The organism is Actinoplanes sandaracinus (assembly GCF_030009775.1).
Classification (GTDB): Bacteria; Actinomycetota; Actinomycetes; order Mycobacteriales; family Micromonosporaceae; genus Actinoplanes; species Actinoplanes sandaracinus.
Map to the genome: position 1 here is coordinate 14726 of NZ_JASCTH010000044.1, position 23549 is coordinate 38274.

20 protein-coding genes and 1 pseudogene are annotated in these 23549 nt (G+C 71.5%); 17 read left to right on the forward strand and 4 right to left on the reverse strand.

Annotated features, from left to right (window positions below):
- Positions 1-58: 58 nt before the first annotated feature.
- Both QLQ12_RS42925 and QLQ12_RS42930 read left to right on the forward strand, forming a co-directional pair.
- Positions 59-226, forward strand: a complete 168-nt coding sequence (locus QLQ12_RS42925; RefSeq protein ID WP_282766824.1) for a hypothetical protein — start codon at positions 59-61, stop codon at positions 224-226.
- Between the two features lie 90 nt (positions 227-316).
- Positions 317-3208 (forward strand): ATP-binding protein, encoded by a 2892-nt coding sequence (locus QLQ12_RS42930; RefSeq protein WP_282766825.1) that lies wholly within the window; start codon positions 317-319, stop codon positions 3206-3208.
- A 9-nt stretch (positions 3209-3217) separates the two neighbouring features.
- Here the strand turns inward: QLQ12_RS42930 and QLQ12_RS42935 are convergent, their stop codons facing one another.
- Positions 3218-3859, reverse strand: coding sequence for an MBL fold metallo-hydrolase (locus QLQ12_RS42935; protein WP_282766826.1), 642 nt, complete (start codon positions 3857-3859; stop codon positions 3218-3220).
- Positions 3856-4554, reverse strand: coding sequence for a maleylpyruvate isomerase family mycothiol-dependent enzyme (locus QLQ12_RS42940; RefSeq protein ID WP_282766827.1), 699 nt, complete (start codon positions 4552-4554; stop codon positions 3856-3858). Before QLQ12_RS42940 ends, QLQ12_RS42935 begins: the two co-directional genes overlap by 4 nt.
- Before the next feature lie 211 nt (positions 4555-4765).
- Here QLQ12_RS42940 and rsgA point away from each other — a divergent pair, with 211 nt between their 5' ends.
- From rsgA to QLQ12_RS43005, 13 genes are all read left to right on the forward strand, one after another.
- Complete coding sequence (gene rsgA / locus QLQ12_RS42945) at positions 4766-5815, forward strand: ribosome small subunit-dependent GTPase A (RefSeq protein WP_282766828.1); 1050 nt, start codon at positions 4766-4768, stop codon at positions 5813-5815.
- 477 nt (positions 5816-6292) lie between these two features.
- Entirely contained in the window at positions 6293-8023 is a 1731-nt protein-coding gene (locus QLQ12_RS42950) for a glycosyltransferase family protein (protein ID WP_282766829.1), read from the forward strand.
- A 110-nt stretch (positions 8024-8133) separates the two neighbouring features.
- The gene (uvrA, locus tag QLQ12_RS42955) at positions 8134-11082 is read left to right on the forward strand and encodes an excinuclease ABC subunit UvrA (protein WP_282766830.1); all 2949 of its coding nucleotides are present in this window, start codon (positions 8134-8136) and stop codon (positions 11080-11082) included.
- Positions 11083-11307: 225 nt separating this feature from the next.
- Positions 11308-11829 (forward strand): Rieske (2Fe-2S) protein, encoded by a 522-nt coding sequence (locus QLQ12_RS42960; RefSeq protein WP_282766831.1) that lies wholly within the window; start codon positions 11308-11310, stop codon positions 11827-11829.
- Positions 11830-11934: 105 nt separating this feature from the next.
- Positions 11935-13869: an excinuclease ABC subunit UvrC gene (gene uvrC, locus QLQ12_RS42965; protein ID WP_282766832.1), complete on the forward strand. Its 1935-nt coding sequence runs from the start codon at positions 11935-11937 to the stop codon at positions 13867-13869.
- A 126-nt stretch (positions 13870-13995) separates the two neighbouring features.
- Positions 13996-14898 (forward strand): RNase adapter RapZ, encoded by a 903-nt coding sequence (gene rapZ, locus QLQ12_RS42970; RefSeq protein ID WP_282766867.1) that lies wholly within the window; start codon positions 13996-13998, stop codon positions 14896-14898.
- Positions 14895-15911 carry a gluconeogenesis factor YvcK family protein gene (locus QLQ12_RS42975; RefSeq protein WP_282766833.1) on the forward strand — a complete coding sequence of 339 codons (1017 nt, stop codon included), beginning with the start codon at positions 14895-14897 and terminating at the stop codon, positions 15909-15911. Before rapZ ends, QLQ12_RS42975 begins: the two co-directional genes overlap by 4 nt.
- 57 nt (positions 15912-15968) lie before the next feature.
- Positions 15969-16949 (forward strand): DNA-binding protein WhiA, encoded by a 981-nt coding sequence (gene whiA, locus QLQ12_RS42980; protein WP_282766834.1) that lies wholly within the window; start codon positions 15969-15971, stop codon positions 16947-16949.
- Positions 16950-17296: 347 nt separating this feature from the next.
- Positions 17297-18298 (forward strand): type I glyceraldehyde-3-phosphate dehydrogenase, encoded by a 1002-nt coding sequence (gene gap / locus QLQ12_RS42985; RefSeq protein WP_282766835.1) that lies wholly within the window; start codon positions 17297-17299, stop codon positions 18296-18298.
- Positions 18299-18304: 6 nt separating this feature from the next.
- Positions 18305-19501: a phosphoglycerate kinase gene (locus QLQ12_RS42990; RefSeq protein ID WP_282766836.1), complete on the forward strand. Its 1197-nt coding sequence runs from the start codon at positions 18305-18307 to the stop codon at positions 19499-19501.
- Entirely contained in the window at positions 19501-20292 is a 792-nt protein-coding gene (gene tpiA / locus QLQ12_RS42995) for a triose-phosphate isomerase (RefSeq protein WP_282766837.1), read from the forward strand. The genes QLQ12_RS42990 and tpiA overlap by 1 nt, the downstream gene beginning before the upstream one ends.
- 90 nt (positions 20293-20382) lie before the next feature.
- The gene (gene secG / locus QLQ12_RS43000) at positions 20383-20634 is read left to right on the forward strand and encodes a preprotein translocase subunit SecG (protein ID WP_282766838.1); all 252 of its coding nucleotides are present in this window, start codon (positions 20383-20385) and stop codon (positions 20632-20634) included.
- Positions 20635-20774: 140 nt separating this feature from the next.
- Complete coding sequence (locus tag QLQ12_RS43005) at positions 20775-21116, forward strand: RNA polymerase-binding protein RbpA (protein ID WP_282766839.1); 342 nt, start codon at positions 20775-20777, stop codon at positions 21114-21116.
- Between the two features lie 140 nt (positions 21117-21256).
- On the opposite strand, the gene QLQ12_RS43010 is transcribed toward QLQ12_RS43005, so the two are convergent.
- Positions 21257-21862: a GNAT family N-acetyltransferase gene (locus tag QLQ12_RS43010; RefSeq protein WP_282766840.1), complete on the reverse strand. Its 606-nt coding sequence runs from the start codon at positions 21860-21862 to the stop codon at positions 21257-21259.
- A 110-nt stretch (positions 21863-21972) separates the two neighbouring features.
- Here QLQ12_RS43010 and QLQ12_RS43015 point away from each other — a divergent pair, with 110 nt between their 5' ends.
- A complete protein-coding gene (locus QLQ12_RS43015; RefSeq protein ID WP_282766841.1) occupies positions 21973-22386 on the forward strand; it encodes a hypothetical protein in 414 nt (137 codons plus the stop codon).
- A 51-nt stretch (positions 22387-22437) separates the two neighbouring features.
- Positions 22438-23016 (forward strand): RNA polymerase sigma factor, encoded by a 579-nt coding sequence (locus QLQ12_RS43020; protein ID WP_282766842.1) that lies wholly within the window; start codon positions 22438-22440, stop codon positions 23014-23016.
- Between the two features lie 49 nt (positions 23017-23065).
- Here QLQ12_RS43020 and QLQ12_RS43025 read toward each other — a convergent pair.
- Positions 23066-23549, reverse strand: a pseudogene (locus tag QLQ12_RS43025) (hypothetical protein); the annotation flags it as partial.

Here is a 23549-nt window from a genome sequence, read left to right on the forward strand (position 1 = left end):
TGTCTGCGGTGTCAGCCAAGACACGGCGGGGCCATCCGGCCCGGGGGAGGCACCAACCATGAACGGCAAGAGGAAATCACGCGGTTTCAAGGTCAGGCTGCGGCTGGCCGCCGTACTCGCGGTCGCCGCGGGATTCGTGGCCGGCGCGGCGTCGCTGAGTGCCCCCGCGCACGCGGGGGACGACGGCACCGGCTGCTGCATCCACCTTCCCCACCAGCCCAACTGACCAGGCCGGACCGGCCGTCGCCGGCCGCGATCGGCGCATCGGCGGCCGGCGATGGACAGCCACGTCCCGTGACCAATAAGCTACCCGCTGATGCCGACCTTCTGCGGACGCGCCGCCCTGCTCTCGCGGATCGGCGACGTCCTGTCCCAGAGCCGGCAGTCCCAGGGCGGAAGCCTCTTCCTGCGCGGTGAGAGCGGGTCCGGCCGGTCGCGGTTGCTGGCCGAGGTGGGCCGGCTCGCCCGCTCCGACATGGTCGTGCTCCGCGGCCGGGCCAGCGGGATCACGCCGACCACGCCGTTCCGCCCGCTGGCCGAGGCGCTGCTGCAGTTCACCCGGTCGGCCGGGGCCCGGGCCGCCGACAGCCTCGGCCCCTACCGGCTGGTCCTCGGCCGGCTCATCCCCGAGTGGCGGGAACCGGACACCGGTCCCGAGGAGCAGTCGCTGATCGTCCTCGCCGAGGGTGTTCTGCGGCTGCTCGTGCTGGCCGGACGGGAGCGGGGCTGTCTGCTGCTGCTCGACGACCTGCACGACGCGGACGCCGAGACACTGACGATCGTCGAGTACCTCGCGGACAACCTGGCCGATCAACCGGTCGCGATGGTGGCCGCGCTGCTGGACCGGGAGGGCACCGCGCTCGACGTGGCGAGGTCGGCCGCCCAGCGGGGCGTGGCCGATCTGGCCTGGCTGCCCTGCCTGACCCGCGACGAGCTGCGCGACTTCGTCGCGGCCCGCCTGGACTGCCCCACCGCCCGGGTCGGCGACGACCTGCTCGACCTGATCTGGCAGCCCAGCGCCGGAAACCCCGCGCTGGCCGGGGAACTGCTGGAGGGGCTGGTCGACACCGGCCAGCTCGCCGCCCGGCCGGACGGCTGGGAGCTGACCGGCCGTCCGCAGGCCTACGTGCCGGGATCGCTGTCCCGCCGCCTGGCGCGCCGCCTGGAGACCTGCCCGCCGGACATGCGGCGGCTCCTGCCCGCCGCCGCCGTGTTCGGCGAGCGGTTCCCGCTCGCCGCGCTGCGGACGATGACCGGGCTCGGCGACCACGACCTGACCCCACTGCTGCACCACGGGCTCGCCGCCGAGCTGGTCGGGCCGGTCGCCGACGCACCCGGGTGGTACGCGTTCCGGCATCCGGTCACCGCGGAGGCGCTGCTGGAGTCGTGCCCGGCCGGCGACAGCGCGGACCTGGCCCGGCAGGCCGCCGACGCGGTGGAGAAGCTCCATCCCGGGCTGCCCGGCACGCTCTGCCAGCTCGTGGCGAGGCTGCGGCGGCAGGCCGGCGACCACGACGGCGCCGGGCGCCACCTGATCGAGGCCGCTCACCGGGCGCTGGCCGACGGCGCCGCGGCCTCCGCCGTCGACCTGCTCGAACAGGCCGCCGCGCTGGCGGTGGACCCGGCCCTGCAGGCGGACGCGAGCGAGCGTCTGGTGCAGGCGCTCGTCGAGGCCGGGCGGATCGACCGGGCCATGCGGATGATGTCGGACCTCGACGGCCTCGGCGGCGGACTGAGCCGCCAGCGCCTGGCCGGCCTGCACACCCGGCTGGCCTGGGCGGCCGTCTTCGCCGCCCGGACGGCCGACGGGCTGGCCCAGGTCGCCGCGGCCCGGCGGCAGCTCGGCGCGGACGCCACACCGGCGGAGACCGCGGCCATCGACGTGGTGGCCGCCCACCTGATCATCGAGTTGCCGGGGCCGGAACAGGTCGACAAGGCCGAGGCCCTGGCGCGGCAGGCGGCCTCCGTCGGTGAGCGTCACGACCTTCCGGTGGTGGCCTGCCAGGCGTGGCAACTGCTGGGCATGCTCGTCCGGCAGCGCAACGCCGACGAGGCGACCGCCTGCCTGGAACACTCCCGGGAACTCGCGGTGCGGCACGGCCTGCGGCTCTGGGAGGTCCACGCCCTGGTCCGTCTCGGCAACGACGACGCGGCGCGGGACGGCAGCCTGCGGCGGCTCCGCCAGGTCCGCCGGGACGCCTGGTCGATCGGCGCGGTGACCGCGGCCCACCAGGCCGAGTCGAGCATCGCCCTGCAGGTCGCTCTGCAGGGCAGATACGCCGAGGCCGACGAGATCATCGCGCAGACGCTTCCGGCCACCACCCGGCTGGACCTGGTGGAGACCGCCGCGCACCTGTGGCAGACCAGCGCCATCGTCGCCGCCCACCAGGGCCAGCGCCGGGAGATGGAGAACCGGCTCGCGGAGCTGCGGCGCTACCGGGAGGACGCGCCCTGGGCGGACGCGAAGGTGTTTGGTCTGGCCCGGGTGTTCTGTTCGCTGCTGGAGGAGGACCGGCCCCGCGCCGCCGCCGAGATGCGCAGCGCGTTGCGAGCCGACGGCGGCAACCCGGCGCTGTCCCCGATCAACGGCCGGGCCGGGCTGGACCTGCTGCTGCGGGCCGTCGCCGGTGACCTCGACGATCCGGCGGTCCTCGACGACGGCTCGGACGGGGTCCGCCGGCTGCGGTGGAACCGGCAGTTCGCCGAGATGGCCCGGGCGGTGCTGCTCGGGCGGCGCGGCGATCACGCCGGCGCGCAGGCCGCGGCGGACACCGCGATGAGGTCCGCCGAGCCGTACCCGCTGGCCGCTCATCTGGTGTTGCGGCTGGCGTCGGAGGCGGCGCTCGCGGACGGGTGGGGCGACCCGGTCGGCTGGCTGCGCCGCGCGGAGGAGTATTTCCACGAGGTGGAGCACGCCCCGGTCGCCAGGGCGTGCCGTGCGCTGCTGCGCCAGGCCGGTGTCGCGGTGGGCCAGCGGCGTGACGGGGTGGGCAACATCCCCGCCGCGTTACGGGCGCTCGGCGTCACCGTCCGCGAGTACGAGGTGCTCGATCTGGTCGCCGCCCGCCTCGGCAACCAGGAGATCGCCGGCCGGCTGCACCTCTCGCCACGGACGGTCGAGAAGCACGTGGCTCGGCTGATGGCGAAGACCGACCGCTCCGACCGGGCCTCCCTGCGGGAACTGGCCCGCACTCTGCGCGCCGAGTGACCGGCCGGGTCACCAGCCCCGGGCCCACCACTGGTCGAGGTGGGGACGCTCCGCGCCGAGCGTCGAGTCCTTCCCGTGGCCGGGATAGAACCACGTGTCGTCGCCGAACCGGGAGAACACCTTGTCCACCAGGTCGGTCATGATCCGCCGGTGGTCCTCGGGACGGGTCGTCCTCCCGTGGCCGCCGGGGAAGAGACTGTCCCCGGTGAAGAGGTGCGCGCCCCGGCAGGCCAGCACGATCGAGCCGGGTGTGTGACCCGCGACGTGGATCACCTCGAGGGTGTGCCCGCCCACGTCGATCATGTCGCCGTCGTGCAGCGCCCGGGTCACCACCGGGATCTCCGCCGCGTCGTCGGCGTGCGCCAACGACTGCGCCCCGGTGGCCTGCACCACCTCGGCCAGCGCCTGCCAGTGGTCGCCGTGCCGGTGGGTGGTCACCACCGTGCGCAGCCCGCCGGCCCCGATCAGGTCGAGCAGCGTGCCGGCGTCGTTGGCCGCGTCGATCAGCAGTTGTTCCCCGCCGGCGCTCAACAGATAGGCGTTGTTGTCCATCGGGCCGACCGAGACCTTGCGCAGCGTCAGGCCGCCACCCAGGTCACGGACCGCGGCCGGGCCGCCGGCCGTCACGTCTCCGGTGTAGTCGGCGCTCATCTCCACCTCGCGGGCTGGGGTAGCTCGCCGTCCGGCGAGACGGTCAGGTCGGCGCCGTCGGCCCGGCCGATCAGCCAGGCCGCGATCGACCGGGTCGGCCCGCCGACGACCGGGCCCTCACCCGGGCCGATCACCAGCGGATGCTCGAGACCGAACGGGCGCAGCACCATGTCGGGCGAACCGGCCGGCGGATCGGTCACGATCGCGCGCAGCAGCCGCAGGGCGAACGCCTCGGGCCAGTCGTCGGGCGTGTAGCCGCGGCCGAGGTCGACGCGGTGCACCTCGATCTCGCAGAGCCGCAGCCAGGGCACCGCCGCCGCGGACCGGGCCAGCGGCAACCGCACCGCCCAGGCGGTCTCCGGCATCGCGGCGGCCGCGTCGGCGAACCGGTCGTGCGCCTGCCGCAGGTCGGCGAGCTGCTCGGCCAGCGGGCGGCCGGCCCCCGCCTCGATGCCGGCCGCGCGGGCTTCCGGTGACGCGTACGCCGGGGTCTCCACCCCGGTCCGCGCCCAGGTCAGCAGGTTGGTCAGGGCGTCAGCGTTGCGCGCCAGATGGGTCAGCACGTGCCCGGTGGTCCAGCCCGGCAGCAGTGACGGCAGGCCCATCTCAGCGTCGGTCAGCGACTCCACGGCCCCGAGCAGCGCGGCGGTGGCGTCCTCCACGTCGGTCATCAACACCAGCGGATCGATCGTCACGCAACGACACTATCCGGTGCCGCAAGCGTCGCCGGGGAATTCGCTTTCGCCTTCGGCGGCCACAGTCGTACCGTCGTTGCCAGACGCGACGATCTATCAACCCGCGGAGGAGGTGAGGACCGTGCGTTTCGCTGTTGCCGCGTTCCTTCACCCGGGGGCCTTCGCCTGATTCGCAGGCCGTGCCGTCCCCCTGAGACCGTAAAGGGTTCCCATGTCGTACGACCTGTCCCAGCTGGGCTGGGACGACCACTTCGCATCTTCGTACCACCGCTTCGACCGGGCCGACGCCACGCCCGGCCGGGTGCTCCGTGCCGACCGTGGCGTCTGCACCGTGCTGACCGCCACCGGCGTGACCAGGGCCAGTCTCGGCGGCTCCGTCATGATCGACGCAGCCCGCGACCCCTCCCTGCTGCCCTGCTCCGGTGACTGGGTGGTGCTGCGTACCTGGCTCGATCGGCGGACCACGCTGGAGCACGTCCTGCCACGGCGGACCGCGCTCATCCGGCGGACCGCCGACAAGGACTCGTCCGGCCAGGTGCTCGCCGCCAACATGGACACCGTCGCCGTCGTCGAGCCGATCCATCCCGAACCCGACGACGCGCGGGTCGAGCGGCTGCTCGCTCTCGCCTGGGAGTCGGGCGCCGACCCACTTCTCGTGCTCACCAAGAGCGACACCACCCGCGACCCCGGCGCGATCGCCCGCCAGCTCGGCGAGCTGGCGCCCGGCGTCCCCGTCCTCCCGGTCAGCGTCCAGCGCGGCGACGGCGTCGGCGAGCTGCGCCGGTACGTCGCCCCCGGCCGGACCCTGGCACTGCTCGGCCGGTCCGGCGCCGGCAAGTCGACCCTGGCCAACGCCCTGGCCGGCGCGACCGTCATGCCGGTCCAGGCGATCCGCGACGCCGACGGCAAGGGCCGCCACACCACCGCCTACCGCAACCTGGTCGTCCTCGACGGCGGTGGGGCCGTCATCGACACCCCGGGCATCCGCGGCGTCGGCCTGCTGGACACCGAGGGCGGCCTGGAACGCGCCTTCGCCGACGTCATCGACCTCGCCGGCCGCTGCCGCTTCGACGACTGCGGTCACGACACCGAGCCCGGCTGCGCCGTCCAGGGGGCCCTCGCCGACGGCTCGCTGCAGCCGCGCCGTCTCGCCAACTGGCGCAAGCTGCGCCGCGAGGTCGAGGTGGAGAGCGGCCGCCGCTCCGCCCGCCTGGCCCGCCCGCGGCGAGCCCCCGCGCCTCCGAGCCCGCGCCGCCGTTGACCCTCACCCCGATTTCGGGGTACGAGCCACGCGGGCTCCGGTGCCACCGCGGCGGGGCGCCCGGCCCACTCCCGGCGGCCCCGCGGCCGAGGTCGCGGGTTTCCGCGAGCTACTCGGCGGCCCCGCGGCCGCCGGGAGGCCCTCGTGGCCGACGGCTGTCCGGCGGGCGCCCACGGCCGGCCGTGGGCGCGTACCCCCGTCGGTCCGGATCGCGGGGACGATGAGCCGGGCAAACCGGGACGCGCGGATGAACCGCGGGTTTCCTGGTTGTGAAGGCGCGTCTATGGGCGAGCCGGTGGCAGGTGGCCTGTGAGCCGGGAAAAGAGGCTCTGGCACAATGCGGCGGTGCGTTCGGCAGATGAGATAACCGGGGACCAGGCGGCGGAGACCGCGGGGCGGACGGCGGTGACCGCAGAGCCTGCGGAGACCGCGACGAGTACCGGGAAAGCGGGGGACACCACGGGGGAGAATCCTGTGGTGGAACGGGTGCGGTGGAAACGGGCCGACCTGTGGGTCCTGCTGGGCTTCGTGGTCATGGCCGTGTGGGTGACGAGCCGGTTGTGGCTCGACCCGAACGGACGCGTGCTCGCCGGCAACGACGACGACCACGGCATCTTCCTCTTCATGCTGGCGCACGCGGAGCGGGTGGTCTTCGACGGCGCGTCGCTGCTCTACGAGAACCGGTTCAACGTTCCGGTCGGCGTGAACATGATGGCGAACACGTCCATCCTCGCCCTGGCGATCCCGCTGGCACCGATCACGCACTTCTTCGGCGGCGGCGTGACCGTCGTGCTGCTGATCACTTTCGGCCTCGGCGGTACGGCGTTCGCCTGGTACTGGGTGCTCTCCCGCCATCTGGGGCGTACCCGGCTGGCCGCCGGCATCGGCGCCGCCTTCTGCGGGTTCGGGCCGGCCATGATCTCGCACGCGAACGGGCACGTGAACTTCGTCAGCAACTATGTGCTGCCGTTCATCGTCTGGCAGGTGCTGCGGCTGCGTGAGCCGGGCCGGGTCGTGCGGGGCGGGGTGATCCTCGGCCTGCTGATCGTGCTCCAGATCTTCATCAACGAGGAGGCGCTGCTCTTCGTCGCGATGACGCTGGGCATCTTCGCGGTGTCCTACGCGCTGATGGCCCGGGACGAGGCCCGCCGGGTGTGGAAGCACTTCACCGCCGGGCTGGCGGTGGCCGCGGCCACCTCCGGGGTACTGACGGCCTACCCGCTGTGGATCCAGTTCATGGGTAAGGGCAGCTACCACGGGCAGCCGTTCGAGCCGTCCAAGATCGTCACCGATCTGGCCTCGCTGCCCGCCTTCGCGCGGCTGTCGCTGGCCGGGATCACCAAGGTCACCGAGGTGCTGAGTCTCAGCGAGACCGAGGACAACACGTTCTACGGCCCGTTCGGCCTGTTGATGATCGTGGTGTCGATCATGATGCTGTGGCGGTCGCCGGCGATGCGGGCGACCGCGATCGCGGGCATCGCGATGCTGGTCGTCTCGATGGGTCCGGAACTGCGGCTGGTCGGGGTCAAGACCGATGTCCCGCTGCCGTTCGCGCTGATCGCCCACCTCCCGGTGATCGACCTGGTGAGTGTGACCCGGTTCGCGATGGTGCCGTCCATGGTGGCGGGCGTCCTGCTGGCGTTCGCGATCGACCGGATCGGCTCCTACCCCACGAAGACCCGTAAGCGCTTCTGGATCGGCATGACGCTCGCGCTGGTGCCGCTGTTCCCGCTGCCGTTGCCGGTGGTGTCGGGCGCCCCGCAGCCGGAGTTCCTGACCAAGGGCATCTGGCGGCAGTACGTGCCGGAGGGCCGCACCCTGGTCACCGTCCCGCTGCCGGACGTGACGAGCGGCCGGACCGGCCAGCGCTGGGCGGCTCTCAACAACCTCGACTACGCGACGCCCCGCGGCTACTTCATGGGTCCGGCGAACGCCCGCAAGGGCGACAACACCGGCTCCTGGTCGGCCGCCCCCCGCTACACCTCGCGGATGTTCCGCACCCTCGGTGACACCGGCAACATGCCCATGCTGACCGAGGAGAACCTGGAGAAGATCCGTAAGGACTTCAGGTACTGGCGGACCGCGGTCGTGGTGCTGGTCCCGAAGACCAAGCACGGCAACAAGATGCGTACGGTGCTGGTGAGCGCCCTGGGCAAGCCGCAGCTGGTCGGAGGCGTCGAGATCTGGCAGGTTCCCTCGGAGGGGTGACGGGAATGTTGGCCACGGGCGGCGCGCTGAAGATGAGCCGACGGAAAAATGTCATACCCCGTCGTTAGAGTGTCTGCTCGACTTCAAACACCTGTACGGAGAGGCTGGCCGTGGCCGACCGACTGACTATCCGTGGCGCTCGCGAGCACAATCTGCGCGACGTCAACCTGGACCTGCCCCGCGACGCCATGATCGTTTTCACCGGCCTCTCCGGTTCCGGCAAGTCCAGCCTGGCCTTCGACACGATCTTCGCCGAAGGCCAGCGGCGCTACGTGGAGTCCCTGTCGTCGTACGCGCGACAGTTCCTCGGGCAGATGGACAAACCCGACGTCGACTTCATCGAGGGTCTCTCTCCGGCCGTCTCCATCGACCAGAAGTCGACGAACCGCAACCCGCGCTCGACGGTCGGCACGATCACGGAGGTCTACGACTACCTGCGCCTGCTCTTCGCCCGGACCGGGATCCCGCACTGCCCGGTCTGCAAGGAGCGCATCAGCAGGCAGACTCCGCAGCAGATCGTCGACCGGGTTCTGGCGATGCCCGAGGGCACCCGCTTCATGGTGCTCGCCCCGGTCGTCCGCGGCCGCAAGGGGGAATACGTCGACCTCTTCGCCGAGCTCCAGGCGAAGGGCTACGCGCGCGCCCGGGTCAACGGTGTGGTGCACCCGCTCACCGAGCCGCCGAAGCTGAAGAAGCAGGAGAAGCACACCATCGAGGTGGTGATCGACCGGCTCAGCGTGAAGGCGAGCAGCAAGCAGCGCCTCACCGACTCGGTCGAGGCGGCGCTCGGGCTGGCCGGCGGCATCGTCCTGCTCGACTTCGTCGACCTGGCCGAGGACGACCCGGAGCGGGAGCGCCGCTTCTCCGAGCACCTGGCCTGCCCCAACGACCACCCGCTCGCCATCGAGGACCTGGAACCCCGGGTCTTCTCCTTCAACGCGCCGTACGGCGCCTGTCCCGAGTGCTCCGGCCTCGGGACGAAGAAGGAGGTCGACCCCGAGCTGATCATCCCGGACGAGGAGAAGAGCCTCCGCGAGGGCGCGATCCAGCCGTGGGCCGGCGGCACCACCCAGGAATACTTCCTGCGCCTGCTGGAGGCGCTCGCCGAGGCGGAGAGCTTCACCCTCGACACGCCCTGGCGGCAGCTGCCCTCCCGCGCGCAGAAGACGATCCTGTACGGCTCCGACGACCAGGTCCACGTGCGGTACCGGAACAAGTACGGCCGCGAGCGCTCCTACTACACCGGCTTCGAGGGCGTGGTGCAGTGGATCGAGCGCCGGCACAGTGACACCGAGAGCGACTGGTCGCGCGACAAGTACGAGGGCTACATGCGCGACGTGCCCTGCTCGGTCTGCGGCGGGGCCCGGCTGAAGCCCGAGGTCCTGGCCGTGACCGTGGCCGGCAAGAACATCGCCGAGGTGTGCAACCTCTCCGTCGGCGAGTGTGCCGGCCTGCTGTCCGGGCTGGAACTCGACGACCGGCAGAAGATGATCGCCGAGCGGGTCCTCAAGGAGATCAACGCCCGGCTGCGGTTCCTGGTCGACGTGGGCCTCGACTACCTGTCGCTGGACCGCGGGGCCGGCACCCTGTCCGGCGGTGAGGCGCAGCGCATCCGGCTCGCCACCCAGATCGGCTCCGGCCTGGTGGGCGTGCTCTACGTGCTCGACGAGCCGTCGATCGGCCTGCACCAGCGTGACAACCACCGGCTGATCGAGACCCTGGTGCGGCTGCGCAACCTGGGCAACACGCTGATCGTGGTCGAGCACGACGAGGACACCATCCGCATGGCGGACTGGATCGTCGACATCGGGCCGGGCGCCGGCGAGCACGGCGGCCACATCGTGCACTCCGGGACGGTCGAGGGGCTCCTGGCGAACGAGCAGTCGCCGACCGGGGCCTACCTGTCCGGGCGGAAATCGATCCCGTTGCCGGCCACCCGGCGGCCGCAGACCGAGGGCCGCGAGGTGGTGGTGCACGGGGCGCGCGAGCACAACCTGCGCAACCTCACCGTGCCGTTCCCGCTGGGCCAGTTCATCGCGGTCACCGGGGTCAGCGGGTCGGGCAAGTCGACGCTGGTCAACGACATCCTGCACACCGTCATGGCGAACCAGATCAACGGCGCCCGGCAGGTGCCCGGCCGGCACACCAAGGTGACCGGGCTGGAGCACGTGGACAAGGTCGTCGGTGTCGACCAGTCGCCCATCGGGCGGACCCCGCGGTCCAACCCGGCCACCTACACGGGTGTCTTCGACCACGTCCGCAAGCTGTTCGCCGAGACCACCGAGGCAAAGGTCCGGGGTTACGGCCCCGGCCGGTTCTCCTTCAACGTCAAGGGCGGCCGCTGCGAGAACTGCTCGGGCGACGGCACCATCAAGATCGAGATGAACTTCCTGCCGGACGTGTACGTCCCGTGCGAGGTGTGCAAGGGCGCCCGGTACAACCGGGAGACCCTGGAGGTGCACTACAAGGGGAAGACCATCTCCGAGGTGCTGAACATGTCGATCGAGGAGGGCGCGGAGTTCTTCTCGGCGCTCCCGGCCATTCACCGCCACCTGCGGACCCTGGTCGACGTGGGCCTGGGCTACGTGCGTCTGGGCCAGCCGGCCACCACCCTTTCCGGTGGCGAGGCGCAGCGCGTGAAACTCGCCTCCGAGCTGCAGAAGCGCTCCACCGGCCGGACGGTCTACGTGCTCGACGAACCGACCACCGGCCTGCACTTCGAAGACATCCGCAAGCTGCTGATCGTGCTCAACGGCCTGGTCGACAAGGGCAACACGGTGATCACGATCGAGCACAACCTGGACGTCATCAAGACCGCGGACTGGCTGATCGACATGGGCCCGGAAGGCGGCAGCAAGGGCGGTCTGGTGCTCGCCGCCGGCACCCCGGAGGAGTTGGCCGAGGTGCCGGAGAGCCACACCGGTCAGTTCCTGCGGAAGATGCTGAGCCTGCCCGGGAAGCCGGGCGGTTCGGCGGCCGCGACCAGCCGTGCGGCGAAAGCCAACGGAACCGCCCCTAAGGCGCGTGCCACCCGTTCCCGGGCGAAGGCCACGGCCTGATTTAGAAAGTTCTTAGACGACTCTCAGCCAGGCTGCCCGGCTGGTCTTCTAAGGTCGGCCGGGCGTGCTGCTGTTTGCCATTCCGCGGCAAAGCAGCCGGGCGAACGCGGAGGAAGCGGGAGAATCTCGTCAGGGGCACGTTGAACTGATCGAGGCCCCCGTCCCGTATCCAGGGGCGACTCCGCGTCACATGTCGAGCGGAAACCAGGTAGTGGAGGGTGAAAAATGACTGACGTGCAGCCGAGGACCGCCGCCGAGATCCAGCAGGACCGACCGGGTAACGCCTCGACACGCCGCGTCGTCCTGAAGAGTGCCGGCGCGGTCGGCGCCACCGCGGTCCTGGCCGCCTGCGGCACCGATTCTCCCAGTGGCACCAACCCGAACGGCACCGACTTCAACAACAACCCGATTCCGGCCGGCAGCACCGCCGCGAACGGCGGCGGCAGCAGCGGCGGTGGCAACGGCACCGTGCTCGTGGCCGCCTCCAAGGTCGCCGTCGGCAGCGGCGTGATCCTCGGCGACATGGTCGTCACGCAGCCCGCCGAGGGCACCTTCAAGGCGTTCAGCAACATCTGCACCCACCAGCAGTGCAAGGTGACCGAGATCAAGAACGGTCAGATCGCCTGCCGGTGCCACAACAGCCTGTTCTCCATCGAGGACGGCGCACCGATCTCCGGACCGGCCGGCACGCCGCTGGCCGAGACCAAGGTCAAGCTGGACGGCGACAACGTGGTGACCGCGGCCTGACGCCGGCGGCGACAGCAGCACGAGGGCCGGAGGTCCGGGCCGTGGCGGCGGCGCCGGGCCTCCGGCCGGGCAATTCTGTCAGTCCCAGGCACTAGTGTTGGACTTGTGCCAGACCCGTCCACCTATCGTCCGGCGCCGGGTACCATCCCCGAGGCCCCTGGCGTCTACCGCTTCCGTGATCCGGCCGGCCGGGTGATCTACGTCGGCAAGGCGAAGAGCCTGCGCAGCCGGCTCAACTCCTACTTCGCCGACCTCTGGTCGCTACACGCGCGGACCCAGCAGATGGTCACCACCGCCGGCAGCGTCGACTGGGTGACCGTCGGCACCGAGGTCGAGGCGCTCCAACTGGAGTTCTCCTGGATCAAGGAGTTCGACCCCCGGTTCAACGTGAAGTACCGGGACGACAAGTCGTACCCCTTCCTCGCCGTCACCCTCGACGAGGAGTTCCCCCGGCTGCAGGTGATGCGCGGCGCCAAGCGCAAGGGGGTCCGCTACTTCGGTCCCTACTCGCACGCCTGGGCCATCCGCGAGACGCTCGACCTGCTGCTGCGGGTCTTCCCCGCGCGCACCTGCTCGGCCGGAGTGTTCAAGCGGGCCGCTCAGATCGGCCGCCCCTGCCTGCTCGGTGACATCGGCAAGTGTTCGGCGCCGTGCGTCGGCCGGGTCTCCGCCGACCAGCACCGGGCGATCGTCGACGAGTTCTGCGACTTCATGGCCGGGCGCACCGACCAGTTCCTCAAGCGGGTCGAGCGGGAGATGCTGCGGGCCTCCGAGGAGCTGGAGTTCGAGCTCGCGGCCCGGCTGCGCGACGACCTGGTGGCCCTGCGCCGCGCCCTGGAGAAACAGACCGTGGTGCTCGGCGACGGCACCGACGCCGACATCGTGGCCTTCGCGGAGGACCCTCTGGAGGCCGCCGTCCAGGTCTTCCACGTGCGCGGCGGCCGCATCCGCGGCCAGCGCGGCTGGGTGGTGGAGAAGGTCGAGGACCTGTCCGCCGGCGACCTGGTGCATCACTTCTGCACCCAGATGTACGGCGAGGAGCACGGCGAGACCGACGTGCCCCGCGAGCTGCTGGTGCCCGCCCTGCCCGACGACGCCGACGCGCTGACCGACTGGCTCTCCCAGCACCGCGGGAGCCGGGTCGATCTGCGGGTTCCGCAGCGCGGCGACAAGAAGTCGCTGATGGAGACCGTCGCCCGCAACGCCGCCGAGGTGCTGCAACGCCACAAGATGCGCCGGTCCGGCGACCTGACCACCCGTAACAAGGCGCTGGAGGAGATCGCCGGCGCCCTCGGGATGGACAGCGTGCCGCTGCGCATCGAGTGCTTCGACGTGTCGCAGATCCAGGGCACCGACGTGGTCGCGTCGATGGTGGTCTTCGAGGACGGGCTGGAGCGTAAGAGCGAGTACCGGCGTTTCATCATCCGCGGCAACCCCGACGGCAGCGGCATGGACGACCTGGCCGCGATGAGCGAGGTGATGAGGCGCCGGTTCGCCCGCTTCAAGGCCGCCCCGGTGGAGCCCGAGGCCGACGAGCTGCCGGGCATCGACCCGCTGACCGGCAAGCCGCGCAGGTTCGCCTACCCGCCGCAGCTCATCGTGGTCGACGGCGGGCAGCCGCAGGTCAACGCGACCGCCGCGGTCCTCGCCGAGATGGGCGTCACCGACGTCGCGCTGTGCGGCCTGGCCAAGCGGCTGGAGGAGGTGTGGTTGCCGGCCGACGACTTCCCGGTCATCCTGCCGCGCACCTCGGAGGCGCTCTACCTGCTGCAACGCGTCCGTGACGAGGCGCACCGGTTCGCCATCACCTTCCACCGGCAGCGGCGTTCCAAGCGGATGACCGAGTCCGCGCTGGACGAGGTGGCCGGCCTGGGCGAGGTGCGGCGCAAGGCTCTGCTGCGCCACTTCGGCTCCCTGAAACGGATCGCCGAGGCCACGCGGGAGGAGATCGCGGAGGTTCCCGGCATCGGTCTCAGGACCGCGGAATCCGTGCTGGCCGCGCTGCGTTCACCCGAGACGGGGAAGTCTGCGGGGCGCTAGCCCCGCCCGGCCTACCATGTTGTGTCCGCGAATTCGGCGCGGGCGAAACGATGAGGGTTGTTCACGAGGGGCGATCTCCACCGTCGTGGACCGTCCTCACTTCAGGAGGCGTGCGTGACCGAAGCGATGCCGGACCTCGGGCCCGACGAGGTGGTGGAACCCGACGAGGCCGGGACCGATCTGGTGGTGGTGACCGGGCTCTCCGGCGGTGGGCGCAGCACGGTGGCGCGCGCCCTGGAGAACGTCGGTTTCTATGTGGTCGACAACCTCCCGCAGGCCCTGATGCTGGAGATGGCCGAGCTGGCCTTCGCCGCCGGGGGAGCGGCCCGCCGGACAGCCATGGTGCTGGATGTGCGCAGCCGCGCCTTCTCCACCGACCTGGCGGGCGCGGTGCGCGCGCTCAAGGAGCGTGGTTTCTCGCCCCGGGTCGTCTTCGTGGACGCCGACGACGAGGTGCTGATCCGCCGTTTCGAGTCGGTGCGGCGCTCGCACCCGCTGCAGGGCGACGGGCGGCTCGCCGACGGCATCGCCGCCGAGCGCAAGCTCCTCGTGGAGGCCCGCGAGCAGTCCGATGTGATCATCGACACCAGTCATCTGAACGTGAACCAGCTGCGCCGCCGGGTGGAGGAGCTGTTCGGCGGTGAGGACTCCCGCCGGCTGCGGATCACCGTCCTCTCGTTCGGCTTCAAGTACGGCCTGCCGCCGGACGCCGACTACGTGCTGGACGCCCGGTTCCTGCCCAACCCGTTCTGGGTGCCGGAACTGCGCGAGCACACCGGCCTGGAGGAGGGGGTGAGCAGCTATGTCCTCGGCCAGGAGGGGGCGACCGACTTCGTCGCCACCTATGCCGGGCTGATCGCGGCCACCGCGCCCGGTTTCGAGCGTGAGGGCAAGCGCTATCTGACCGTCGCCATCGGCTGCACCGGCGGCAAGCACCGCAGCGTCGCCATCGCCGAGGAACTGACGTCCCGGCTGACCGGTATGCGCCTGTCCGCCCACACCTCGCACCGCGATCTGGGGCGCGAGTGACGGCGATCCGGGTGGTCGCCTTCGGCGGCGGACATGGGCTCAGCGCCTCGCTCCGGGCCCTGCGACACAGTGCCAGGCAGCTGGACCTCGACATCACCGCGATCGTCACGGTCGGTGACGACGGCGGCTCCAGCGGCCGCCTGCGGGTCGAACGGGACGCCCTGCTGCCCCCGGGCGACCTGCGGCAGGCGCTGGCCGCCCTGGCCGCCGACAACCCGGCGCACCGGCTCACCGCGAGCCTGATGCAGCACCGGTTCGCGTCGATGCCGGTTCCGGCGCAGGCCGCCGCGCACGCCCGTGGTCCGCGGATCGAGCGGCGGGCCGACCGCACCAAGGACGGCCTGGCCGGTCACGCCGTCGGCAACCTGCTGCTGCTCGGGCTGATCGAGATGCTCGGCGACCCGGTGGCGGCCCTCGACCACGCCGCCGAGATGGTCGGCGCGCAGGGCCGGGTGCTGCCGATGGCACTGCACGCGGTCGGGATCGAGGCCGACATGGTGGGGTCCGACGGCAGCCTGGTCACGGTCGCCGGCCAGCACTCGGTGGCGGTCGCCGACGGCCGGGTGGCCTCGCTGCGCCTGGTGCCGGAGAATCCGCCGGCCTGCCCCGAGGCGATCGCCGCGGTCCGGGACGCCGACTGGCTGATCTTCGGGCCGGGCAGCTGGTACACGAGTGTCCTGCCTCACCTGCTCGTCCCGGAACTGGCCGCCGCCATCGTGGCCAGCCCGGCCCGGCGGCTGGTCACCCTGAACCTCAGCCCCGACCGGGAGACGGCCGGGCTCTCCACCGCCGATCACCTCGCCGCCCTGCACTGGTACCTTCCCTCGCTGCGGGTCGATTCGGTGCTCGCCGACGCCAAATGGGTGGGCGAGCCGGAACCGGTCCGTGCCGCCGCACGCGAACTCGGCGCCGAGCTGGTTCTGGTACCCGTGGCCGTTGCGGACGGCAGCCCACGGCATGATCCTGAGTCATTGGGCGCTGCCCTGGTGCCAGTATTGGGCGCCACTCGTTGAGCACAGACGTAGTGCGGCACACACTGTTCAAGATCCGGCGCATGAGGTGACATCACGATGGCGATGACGGCAGCGGTCAAAGACGAGCTGAGCCGGGTCGACGTGCCCAAGCCCTGCTGCCGGCGGGCGGAGATGGCGGCGCTCCTGCGGTTCGCGGGCGGCCTGCACATCGTCTCCGGCCGGGTGGTCGTCGAGGCGGAGCTCGACACCGGCGCGGTGGCACGGCGGCTGCGGCGGGAGATCGCCGACGTCTACGGATACCCCAGCGAGGTGCACGTCCTGGCCTCCGGCGGCCTGCGCAAGGGCAGCCACTACATCGTCCGGATCGTCAAGGACGGCGAGGTGCTGGCCCGGCAGACCGGCCTGCTCGATGTGCGGGGCCGCCCGGTCCGGGGCCTGCCGCAGCACGTGGTCAGCGGCAACGTGTGCTGCTCGGTGGCGGCGTGGCGGGGTGCGTTCATGGCGCACGGTTCGCTCACCGAGCCGGGTCGCTCCAGCGCGCTGGAGATCACCTGCCCCGGCCCGGAGGCGGCCCTCGCGTTGCGCGGCGCCGCGCGCCGGATCGGCATCACCGCCAAGGACCGGGAAGTGCGCGGTGTCGACCGCGTGGTGATCAAGGACGGCGACGCGATCGCCGCTCTGCTCACCCGGGTCGGCGCGCATTCCAGCGTCCTCGCCTGGGAGGAGCGCAGGGTCCGGCGTGAGGTGCGCGCCACCGCGAACCGGCTGGCCAACTTCGACGACGCGAACCTGCGGCGCTCGGCCCGTGCGGCGGTCGCGGCCGCGGCCCGGGTCACCCGGGCGCTGGAGATCCTCGCCGAGGAGGCGCCGAACCACCTGACCTCGGCCGGCCAGCTGCGCCTGGAGCACCGGCAGGCCTCGCTGGAGGAACTGGGCGCCCTGGCCGACCCGCCGCTGACGAAGGACGCGATCGCCGGCCGGATCCGGCGGCTGCTCGCGCTGGCCGACAAACGGGCGCGTGACCTCGGCATCCCGGACACCGAGGCGGCCGTGACCCCGGAGATGATGGCCTGCTGAGGTGATCACGATCACCTCGATCGGGGGACGTTTGGTCCTTAACGCCGGAAGGCGGGCGGGGCAGGCTGAGGGTGCTGACGGTAACGTCGCTGTGATCCGTTTAGGTAACGTTCAGGTCGCGCCCCGCCGCTCCGTGGGCGTGCGGTCTCGGATAGTGTCACGGGTGACGGCGACGGTGCCGGCAGTTCGGCCGAACCCCCCGCTGTGACGCCCCGAGTCTGCTGTGGCGTTCTCGAAAGTCAAGGGCGCGGCGGCCGGACGCCCTATGAGTCGGCCGTCCACGCGGTCGGCATGCAGACCCCTCCGCCGGTCGCAGATTCCGGCGGACCGAAACGAGGAGACCACCTGTGACCATCCGGGTTGGCATCAACGGCTTCGGCCGTATCGGTCGTAACTTCTTCCGGGCGGTTCTCGCCTCCGGCGCCGACATCGAGATCGTCGGCGTCAACGACCTGACCGACAACGCCACGCTGGCTCACCTGCTGAAGTACGACAGCATCCTGGGCCGCCTGGGCCACGAGGTGAAGGCGTCCGCCGACGAGATCAGCGTCGGTGGCAAGTCGTTCAAGGCGTTCGCCGAGCGTGACCCGAACAACCTGCCGTGGGGCGACCTGGGCGCGGATGTGGTCATCGAGTCGACCGGCTTCTTCACCGACGCCGGCAAGGCAAAGGCGCACATCGACAAGGGCGCCAAGAAGGTCATCATCTCGGCTCCGGCCAAGAACGAGGACATCACGATCGTGATGGGTGTGAACGACGGTCTGTACGACGCCGCGAAGCACAACATCATCTCGAACGCCTCCTGCACCACCAACTGCCTCGCCCCGATGGCGAAGGTCCTGAACGACACGATCGGGATCGAAAAGGGTCTGATGACCACGATCCACGCGTACACCCAGGACCAGAACCTGCAGGACGGCCCGCACAGCGACCTGCGCCGTGCCCGCGCCGCCGCGCTCAACATCGTGCCGACCTCGACCGGCGCCGCGAAGGCCGTCAGCCTGGTGCTGCCGGAGCTCAAGGGCAAGCTCGACGGCTTCGCGCTGCGGGTGCCGATCCCCACCGGCTCGGCGACCGACCTGACCTTCACCGCCGCCCGTGACACCACGGTCGAAGAGGTCAACGCCGCCATCAAGGCCGCCGCCGAGGGCCCGCTCAAGGGTGTCCTGGTCTACACCGAGGACGCGATCGTGTCGGCCGACATCGTCACCGACCCGGCCTCCTGCATCTTCGACGCCGGCCTCACCAAGGTCATCGGCGGCAACCAGGTCAAGGTCGTCGGCTGGTACGACAACGAGTGGGGCTACTCGAACCGCCTCGTCGACCTGGTCAAGCTCGTCGGGGCCTGATCAGCCTTGAAGACTCTCGACGACCTGCTCGGCGAGGGTGTCTCGGGTCGGCGCGTGTTCGTGCGCGCCGACCTGAACGTCCCGTTCGACAAGGCAAATCCGGGTGTCATCAGTGACGACGGCCGCGCCCGCGCGGTCCTGCCGACGCTGATCGCCCTGCGTGACGCGGGCGCTCGCGTGATCGTGGCGTCCCACCTGGGCCGCCCGAAGGGCGCGCCGGACCCCAAGTTCACCCTCGCCCCGGTCGCCGCGCGGCTGGGTGAGCTGCTGGGCTCCACGGTCGTCTTCGCGGACGACACCGTCGGCCCGGCCGCCACCGAGGCGGTCGCCGCCCTTCAGGACGGCCAGGTCCTGCTGCTGGAGAATCTGCGCTTCAACGAGGGCGAGACCTCGAAGGACGACGCTTCCCGCGGGGCGTTCGCCGACCAGTTGGCCGCGTTCGCGGACTTCTATGTCGACGACGCGTTCGGCGCGGTGCACCGCAAGCACGCTTCGGTGTTCGACGTCCCGGCCCGCCTGCCGCACTACGCCGGTGGTCTCGTCCTCAAGGAGGTCGAGGTCCTCAAGCGCGTGTCGGAGAGCCCGGAGCAGCCCTACGTGGTCGTGCTCGGCGGTTCCAAGGTCTCCGACAAGCTGGCCGTCATCCAGGCGCTCCTGCCCAAGGTGGACAAGCTGCTCGTCGGTGGCGGCATGTGCTTCACCTTCCTCAAGGCCCAGGGCCACGAGGTCGGCAAGTCGCTGCTCGAAGCCGAGATGATCGCGACCTGCCAGGACCTGCTGAAGCAGGCAGAGGGCCGGATCGTCCTCCCGGTCGACGTCGTCGCCGCCACCGAGTTCTCGGCGGACGCCGACATCGTGACCGTGGACGCTTCCGAGATCCCGGCCGACCGGCTGGGTCTGGACATCGGCCCGAAGTCGACGGCCCTGTTCGCCGAGGCGATCGCGGGCGCGAAGACCGTGTTCTGGAACGGCCCGATGGGCGTCTTCGAGCTGGCGCCGTTCGCCGCGGGCACCCGCGGCGTGGCCGAGGCGATCACCAAGATCGACGGCTTCTCGGTCGTCGGCGGCGGTGACTCCGCGGCCGCGGTGCGCGCGCTCGGCCTGGACGATGCCGCGTTCGGCCACATCTCCACCGGTGGGGGCGCATCCCTGGAGTACCTCGAAGGCAAGACGCTGCCGGGCGTCGCCGCCCTGGAGAAGTGATGGGTGCCGTGACCCGTAAGCCGATCATCGCCGGTAACTGGAAGATGAACCTCAACCACTTCGAGGCCATCCTCCTGATCCGGAAACTGGCCGCCAACCTGAACGCCGAGCAGCTGGAGGCCGTCGAGACGGTCGTCCTGCCGCCCTTCACCGACCTGCGCAGCGTGCAGGCCGCGATCGAGGACGACAAGCTGAAGATCGGCTACGGCGCGCAGGACGTGTCGAAGTTCGCGTCCGGCGCCTACACCGGGGAGATCTCCGGCGCCATGCTGGCCAAGCTGGGCTGCTCCTACGTGGTGGTCGGACACTCCGAGCGCCGCGAGTACCACGGCGAGGACGACGCAACCGTCAACGCGAAGAACAAGGCCGCTTTCGAGGCCGGTCTCGTTCCGATCTTCTGCGTCGGCGAGGGTCTGGAGATCCGCGAGGCCGGCAACCAGGTCGCGCACGTGCTGGCCCAGGTCGACGCCGGTCTCGAGGGGCTCAAGACCGAGCAGCTCAAGCAGATCGTGATCGCGTACGAGCCGGTCTGGGCGATCGGTACCGGCAAGACCGCGACCCCGGAGGACGCCCAGGAGGTCTGTGGCGCGATCCGTGGCCGGCTCGCCGAGAAGTTCGGCGCCGAGGTGGCCGACGTGGTCCGCATCCAGTACGGCGGATCGGTCAAGGCGGGCAACATCGCCCAGATCATGGCCAAGCCGGACGTGGACGGCGCCCTGGTCGGCGGCGCCGCCCTGGACGCCGAAGGGTTCGCCGCGATCGTGCGTTTCCCGGAGCACATCGGACGCTGAGTGATTAAGCGCGTGCCCGGCCGTATCTTGCGGCCGGGTACCCGCTATTGTGGGACCGCTGCTTGCCCTTCGAGAGGAATGAACCCGACGATGCCGATCGCGTTCGCTTACACGTTGATCGTGTTGCTGATCATCACCAGCATCCTGCTGACTCTGCTGATCCTGCTGCACCGGGGCAAGGGCGGCGGCATGTCGAGCATGTTCGGTGGCGGCGTGACCTCCAGCCTGGCCGGCTCCTCGGTCGCGGAGAAGAACCTGGACCGTTACACCGTTCTCGTGGGAATCATCTGGTTTGCCTGCATCGTCGGTCTGAGCTTCTGGCTGAAAGTCCAGATCGCCTGACCGGGCTCCATAGTCGTACAATCTGCCGCGCGGCCGGTTTTTCCGGCCGTGCGGTTTTTTGTCATCGCTGTCCGGTTCACCTCCCCTCCGCCGAGTGCCCGGACGGCCCTCCGAGGCCCCTCGAGACAGGAGTGACATCCGTGTCCAGTGGCAGCGCTATCCGCGGCAGTCGTGTCGGGTCCAGCCCGATGCGTCCCGACGAGCGCAGCGAACCCGCACCGCGCAGGCAGGTGACCTACTTCTGCGCGGCCGGTCACGACAGCATCATCTGGTTCGCGGCCGAGGCGGCGAACCCCGACACCTGGGACTGTCCACGGTGCGGGCAGCCGGCCGGGCTCGACCGGTCCAACCCGCCGGGCAGGTCGCGTGCCGAGCCGTACAAATCGCATCTCGCCTATGTGAAGGAACGCCGCTCCGACGAGGACGCCGCGGCGATCCTCGCCGAGGCGCTCGCCAAATTGCGGCAGCGCCGGGGCGAATGACCCACGGATTCACCGGCCGGTTGGCGCGGCCGGTGAGTCGGGTCTGTCCCCGGGCGGAGGCGATCCTCTCGCGCCGCCGCGGCCGTGTGCGGCTCTCCCGGACCGGCCACGGCCCGCGCGGCGCGGCAGGTCTGGCCAGGTCAGGTCAGCGGGCTGGTGTCGCGGCCGACGAACCGGGCGCCGGAATCCGGCACCTCCAGATCGTGGAAGCCCAGCCGGCGGTAGAAGGCGTAGGCGCCGTGGTTCTCGGCGGCCATGCCGAGATGCACCCCGTCGACCCCGGCCGCGCGCAGACCGGCCAGAAAGGCCGCCATCAGGCCGCGGCCCTGGCCCCGCCCCTGCCACTCCGGCAGCAGGTCGATGTGCAGGTGCGCCGGATAGGCGGCGAACTCCGGCCTGATCATCCGCTCCGGGTTCCGGTGCACGGCCGTCAGGTCCGCGTCGCGGGGATCGTCGCCGGCGAACCGGTCGGCGGTCGCCGGCAGCCACGCCGAGCGGTACCACTCGACGAAGGCCGGGGTGTCGGCCGTCCCCAGGATGTAGCCGACCGCGGCGCCGGCGCCGTCGTCGAGAACGTGGGCGTGCTCCGGCTCCCGGATGACGTAGGGGACCGCCCAGACGTCGCCGAGCAGTCGGTCGGAGCTGTGCCGGCCGCGCGCGTCACCGCCGGAGGCGGCGGTGCGCACACAGATGTCGTAGATCGCGTCGAGGTCGCTGGGCCGGTAGGCGCGGATCGTCGGCTGCACGCCGCGAAGTCTAGAGGTGTGGCACACGTCACCGTCGAGACGCCAACCTTCCGGCCCGCCGCGCGTCTACTCCTGCGACAAGGCACCACCGAGCGAGCAGGAGAGCCCCCATGCGTTTCTCGACCCGTACCCTGGCCATCACCGCCGGCACCGTGACCGTGCTGGCGATCGGTGGCCTGTCGGCCGCGTTCGCCGACGACTCGACGCCCGCCCCGCAGCCGTCCCCGACCGTGTCGCCGGCCTCCACCGCCACTCCGGCGCCGAGCGGCACAGCCACGACGCCCGCGCCGGCGACCGAGGAGCCGGGCCCGAGCACCGCGCCCACGTCGGTCGCGGAGCCCACGACCTCTCCCGCGGGCACGATCGCCGCCACTCCGGCACCCGCGAAGCCCACCGTGAGCAAGCCGGCCGCGGAGCCCGCGACCTCCCCCGTGGGGACGGCCACCGCGAGCCCGGCGCCGGGGAAGGTCACCGCCACTCCGGCGCCGTCGAAGCCGGCCGCCACGCCGTCGCGGGCGGGCTGACCCGGAAGGTACCGTTCGTTCCCGCCGGTTCAACCCCCCGAGGCCCCGCCTGTGATCTCCGTTCTGCCGTTCCCCCCGCTGCTCGCCTGGCTGCGCGGGCTCTCCGCCGATCCACGGCCGGCGGGCCGTGACGCCCCGGCGGCGCCGCCCGCGATCAACGAGCTGTATCACAGCCGACGGCTCAGCATGGTCCGGCTGGCGGTGCTGATGGTCGACGACCTGCCGACCGCGGAGGACATCGTGCAGGACGTGTTCACCGCGCTCTACCGCCGGCACGGGCCGGACCTGAGCGGTGTGACGGACCCGAACGCGTACCTCATCACCGGGGTGACCAACGCGGCACGGTCGGCGCTGCGCCGTCGCCGCACGGCTCGGGCCTACATTCCCGCGCCGCCGGAGACGATCCGGGCGGCCGAGGACGAGGCGCTGCTCGGCGAAAGTGACCGGGAGATGCTGCGGGCGCTGCGTGGCCTGACCGCCCGGCAGCGGCAGGTGCTCGTTCTCCGTTACTGGTCCGAGCTCTCCGAGGGAGAGATCGCTGAGACGCTGCGGGTCTCCCGCGGCACGGTCAAGTCGACGGCGCACAGGGCGCTGTCGGTTCTGCGGGAACGACTGGGGGAGCAGCGGTGACCGACGAGGTGGAACAGGGGCTGCGGGGCGCGCTGGCGGCCCGGGCCGGTCAGATCACGCAGGATCGGCTGCGGTTCGGTGTCCCGCCGACGGTCGCCGTGTCCCGTGTGCGGCCGCGCTGGTGGCGGTGGCTGCCGGTGCCGGTCGCGGCGGCGATCGCGGCCGTGGCGCTGGGCGTCATCCTGGTGCCGGGCTCCGGCGATCCGGACCCGGTCGTTCCGGGCGGCCCGGCGGTCGTCACGCCGTCCTCCGGTCCTTCCGCGTCGCCCACGAAGTCCGGCGCCGCGTCGCCCACGGAGTCCGGTGCCGCGTCGCCGACGGGGTCCGGCACCACGACGGCCGGGCCGTCCGCGTCGCCGGCGTCGACACCGACCGGTCTGTCGCGGTCCGGTCCGGCGCCGACCGCGGAGGCGGGCACCGTGCCCACGAGGCCCGGGGCGGCGGGGACGACGCCGCCGACTTCCAGGCCCGCGGTGACCCCGGGCCGCTGAACGGGGGGACCGCGGAGCCGGCGGCGGGGCGGGGGGGGGGTG